5 protein-coding genes are annotated in these 4,323 nt (G+C 67.1%); 2 read left to right on the forward strand and 3 right to left on the reverse strand.

Going from position 1 to position 4,323, the window contains the following annotated elements; all coding sequences use genetic code 11:
- Together AB0O00_RS30955 and AB0O00_RS30960 are read left to right on the forward strand one after the other, a co-directional pair.
- Positions 1-328: hypothetical protein (locus tag AB0O00_RS30955; RefSeq protein WP_363657384.1), on the forward strand; the 328-nt coding region annotated here is incomplete at its 5' end.
- Positions 329-355: 27 nt separating this feature from the next.
- A complete protein-coding gene (locus AB0O00_RS30960) occupies positions 356-829 on the forward strand; it encodes a hypothetical protein (protein ID WP_363657386.1) in 474 nt (157 codons plus the stop codon).
- Between the two features lie 366 nt (positions 830-1,195).
- Here AB0O00_RS30960 and AB0O00_RS30965 read toward each other — a convergent pair whose 3' ends face one another.
- The 3 genes from AB0O00_RS30965 to AB0O00_RS30975 all read right to left on the reverse strand — a co-directional run.
- Positions 1,196-2,440, reverse strand: a complete 1,245-nt coding sequence (locus AB0O00_RS30965) for a serine hydrolase domain-containing protein (RefSeq protein WP_363657387.1) — start codon at positions 2,438-2,440, stop codon at positions 1,196-1,198.
- 368 nt (positions 2,441-2,808) lie between these two features.
- Positions 2,809-3,831, reverse strand: a complete 1,023-nt coding sequence (locus AB0O00_RS30970) for a polyprenyl synthetase family protein (RefSeq protein WP_363657389.1) — start codon at positions 3,829-3,831, stop codon at positions 2,809-2,811.
- A gap of 108 nt (positions 3,832-3,939) precedes the next feature.
- A partial coding sequence (locus AB0O00_RS30975) for a class I SAM-dependent methyltransferase (protein ID WP_363657391.1) occupies positions 3,940-4,323 on the reverse strand: 384 nt, incomplete at its 5' end.

Here is a 4,323-nt window from a genome sequence, read left to right on the forward strand (position 1 = left end):
GAAGGCAGAACCAGCCCTTGACGACGCGGCGTGGCAACACATCAAGGACCGTCACAGGCCTGGTGGAAAGTTGGTCGACCCCGAGGCGGGGATCTTTACGGGGAAGGAAAAGGCGGTGCGCAAGAGGATCGCCGACACCCTCAAGCGAGGAACCCCCAGGCCGAATACGCCGGACCCAATAACCAATGAGCCTCGATCCGGTCAGATTTATGACTGGGATTTCGGCGATACTGTCGGCACGGCAGGCCCGGCGAATGGAGGCGGAGATCTGACCAGCGTTCGCGTGGTTGTGGATGAGGGTAGGATCAAGACTGCCTTCCCGTTCTAAGTGAATTGAATTCCTGTGAGGAGAGACATGATTCACCTTTCCTTCTCCCTTCCGGAGCCTGCCTCGCCCTGGCATGAGACTTGGGATGACGCCAGGCGAGGAGATCCCTCGGGTATTTCGGAGGGTGACCTCCGTTACCGGTACTTCGGGGTCAACGTCGAGATGATCGTGGACAGCGTGGAGATCATCTCGAAACGGAGGTTTGTGACGCTTGTGGATCTCGCGCTTTCCCTCCGTGGAGTGGCCGAGCGGATCTCCCGTGGGGAGGATGCGGCATTCGACTTCACCGAGAGCGAGGAGATCATCAGCTTTCGTCGGGCCGGCGACAGCATCTCGGTCGGCTCATCAAGGAGGCCGGGGCGGGGGTCGGTCGCTCCCGGAGAGCTGCTGGAGAAGATCTCGGAGTTTCTGAAATCGGCACACTCGCGACTGGTCGAAGAAATTCCTGGATTGGATGAGAATGTGACCGTCCGGAGAATTGCCTCAGGCTTCTTGATTTAACTTCGACCATGCTGGATCGCAAACAGCAGAGGCCGTTCCCGAAGGTCGGCGCCGGGGTTTCGTGTTCATCCTCTGAGGTTGAACGGCTGTGCGTAGGAAGTCCGCCCCGCCGACTTCCTACGCACAGCCCCGTGGACTGGGGGGTAGCTCCTGGCCCGATTCAGGCCTCAGCCTCACGGCGGCCGACGATGCACACCCGTGGTTCTCGAAACCCTGTGGTACAGAAGCCGTTGCTCTATCGATTTCGGTGAGCGTGAGTTCGAGGTGGTCGACTCGGTCGGGTGATCTTCAGGCCGGCCGGGCATGGAAGTGGGGCCTCCCGCACAGCTCGTGGGTGTCGAATCCACGCAAGTTGCCGAAGCACCGTCAATGATCGGTCGGGCCCGCGAATGCGGCGGAGAGGATCCGGTTGACCAGGGCGCGGTCGTTGCCGCCGCCGGTGGTGGGGTTGAAGGAGTACACCAGGCGGCGTCGGAGGTCGCGGGTGGTGAACATGCCGTCGGTGTAGCCGAAGGTGCTGCCAGTCTTGCCCCACACGGTCACGCCGTTGGGGAGGGTCGCGCGCATCAGGCCGGCGGCGTAGTAGGCGCGGCCGTGGCCCGGGTCGTTGTCGGTGCCGCCGAGGTAGGGGACGTCGGGGACGTCGAACAGTTCCGCCTGCTCGGTCGGGGGCAGGAGCCGTCCCCGGAAGAGTGCGGTCAGGAAGTGGTCGAGGTCGGCGGTGGTGGAGATCATGCCGCCGGCGCCGGGGTTCTGTTCGGTGATGTCGGCCAGCTGCGTTCCGCCGTCCGGCCGGGGTACGGCGATGTAGCCGTGGGAGTGGGGGCCGGGGATCGTGATGTCGGTCTCCGGGGCGGTGGTGTCACGCAGGTGCAGCGGTTGCAGGATGCGGGTGGTGATCTCCTGCTGGTAGGTGTGCCCAGTGACGTTCTCGACGAGCATGGCAGCGACGTAGTAGCCGGTGGCTCCGTAGACCTGCAGGGAGCCGGGCTCGGTGAAGGGGCGTTCGTGCCGGACGGCCTTGGCGACGAGTTCTGCGAGCGGGTGGTCGTCGAAGCGGTGCTGGACGATGCCGTCCGGGGTGGTGGGCAGGTCGTCCGAGGTCAGTTCGGGAAGGCTGCTGGTGAAGTTGAGCAGGGTGCGTACGGGGATCGGAGGGTAGCTGTCGGGCAGGATGTCCGGCAGGTAGCGCTGGACGGGCTGGTCGAGGTCGACGCGGTCCTCGGCGGCCAGTTGCAGCACCACGGTGGCGATGAAGGTCTTGGTGACGCTGCCGAGCCGGAACCGGCCATCGGCCGGCACCGGCGCGCCGGTCGTGATGTCGGCGGTGCCGTACGTCCCGGTCCAGTGGCCGTCCGGCCCGCTGATGCGTGCCAGCACGCCCGTGACCCGGTCGGGCGCGCTCGACAGGGCCTGCTGCAACACCTGCGGATCCAGGTCCGGCAACCGGTCGCCGGTGCGGTCGCTGCCAGTGCTGTCGTTGCCGGTGTGGAAGACCGCCGCGGCGGGTCGCGCGATGGGAGCCGCCACCGCCGGGACGGCCGTCCCCTGGGTCACTGCGGTGAGCACCGCGCAGGCGAGCGCGGCCAGCGAAGAAGGCTTGGTAGTCATGCCAACGACGGTGCCGTACAACCGCTGTGCGACTCATCAGGGATCGGCCCCGACAACACCCTGATCAATCCCTGAGTTGCTCTATCGAGTCCGGTGAGCGTGGGTTCGAGGTTGTCGACTCGGTCGGGTGATCTTCAGGCTGGCCGGGCATGGAAGTGGGGCCTCCCGCACAGCTCGTGGGTGTCGAATCCAACCGAGCAACAGGAGGCCCCGGGTGCTGCAGTCTTCCGTCTCGGCGCCGATGTCGTCCAACTCGGCTGCCCTGACGTGTGATTGCCTCGCTCACCGGTTCGGGAATGCCGGGGACCAGCCGGGCTACGGCATGGGCGTGTGACCACACAGAACATCGGGTCAAGCTGCGATTACAGTCAGGGCAGTTCGTCGGCGATCGCGTCGACGAAGAGCGTGAGTTCGGCTCTGGCGGCCGGGTCGGGGACGGCGTCGGGCAATGCCCGTGCCGCGAGGTGGATGTGTTCCCTGATCCGGTCTTCGAGCCAGGTCCGGCCGCCGCATTCCTCGATCAGGGTGGTGACCCGGGTGAGTTGGGCGTGGTCGGGCTCGGTGGTGTCGTCGTAGAAGGCGGCGAGTTGGTCCCGGGCCGGGCCGTGGGATTGGAGGGCGTAGGCCACGAAGGCGCGGCTCTTGCGTTGGCGCAGGTCGGCGAGGGAGTCCTCCAGCGCGTCGCGCGAGCGGCTCCAGACGCCCTCCCAGTCGTCGAAGAAGGCCATCGCCATGCCGGCGTGGTAGCCGAACTTCTCCGTCGCGGCCACCTGTTCGTCCGTGGCTCCGCGCACGAGAGCACCGACCATCGACACACCGGCCGTGGGGAGGGCGATGGTGCGCTCCAGCAGGTCGAGCGAGTTCCGCAGGCTCATGTGGGAGGTGCCCTCGGATTCGAGGTCACGGATCTGGCCCGAGCAGCACTCCCGGATGGCGACGGCGGCGCGGCGGCTCAGTTCGGCCGCGACGTGCGGCTCCTCGTCGGCGAGGAGTTCGAAGGCCAGGCAGTGAAGGGCGACTCCGACGTGGATCGCGGCCGGTACGCCAAAGGCGTTCCACAGGGTCGCGCGGCCCTTGCGCAGCATCTCGCGATCGATGATGTCGTCGTGGATGGTGCCGGCGGCGGACATCAGCGTGCCCGCGACGGCGGCGTTGCGGACGCTGTCCCAGGCCTCCTCGGTGCTGCCCGCGCACAGCAGCGACATCAGCGCGGGGCGTCGGCGGAACCCGATCGGGGTGGTGAGCCGGCCATCTGCGTCGGTCCAGCCGAAGTGGTACTCGGTCATGCGCCGGACGGGCTGGCTGAGCCTGGTCGTCGCTTCGCGCAGCGCGGGCTCCATGTAGGCGATCACCCGGTCGGTGATCTGCTGCGAGGTTCGTACGGTCGGCACGGCGGTCTCCTGCGCGGTGGGCGACGGATCTGGGTGTGGCGGCTCGGGCGAGAGAAGGCGCGGTCGGCGGCAGCCCGTCCGTTACCGGTCGATCACACCCTGCCTTTCCTATGAGGGGCCGTCCTCGGGGATTCCGCAAACCGTCGTGGCGGGGGCGGGGAGGATCTGAGGCTGCCCGGGACCGCGACGTGCGGGCCATCGGCGCAGCGTGATGCGGTAGAGCGTCGAGGCTTGGCGCAGGAAGACGATTTCGCTGGCGCGGAGGTAGGTGCGGTACCGGTGGTAGGTGTCGGGGCCCACGAGCAGTTGGGCTTGTTGCCGGGCCTGGAACAGCCGGGCGGACCAGCCGTGCAGAGTGCGCGCGTAGTCTGCGCCGTCCTCGCGCAGCCGGGTGACCGCGAAGTACGGCTCGCACGCCGTGGCGATCTCGGACAACCGTGGCAGCGCCGATCCGGGGAAGACCTCGCGGGCGAAGAAGTCGGGTCCGGACTC

This window comes from Kitasatospora sp. NPDC093558, from assembly GCF_040683475.1.
GTDB lineage: Bacteria > Actinomycetota > Actinomycetes > Streptomycetales > Streptomycetaceae > Kitasatospora.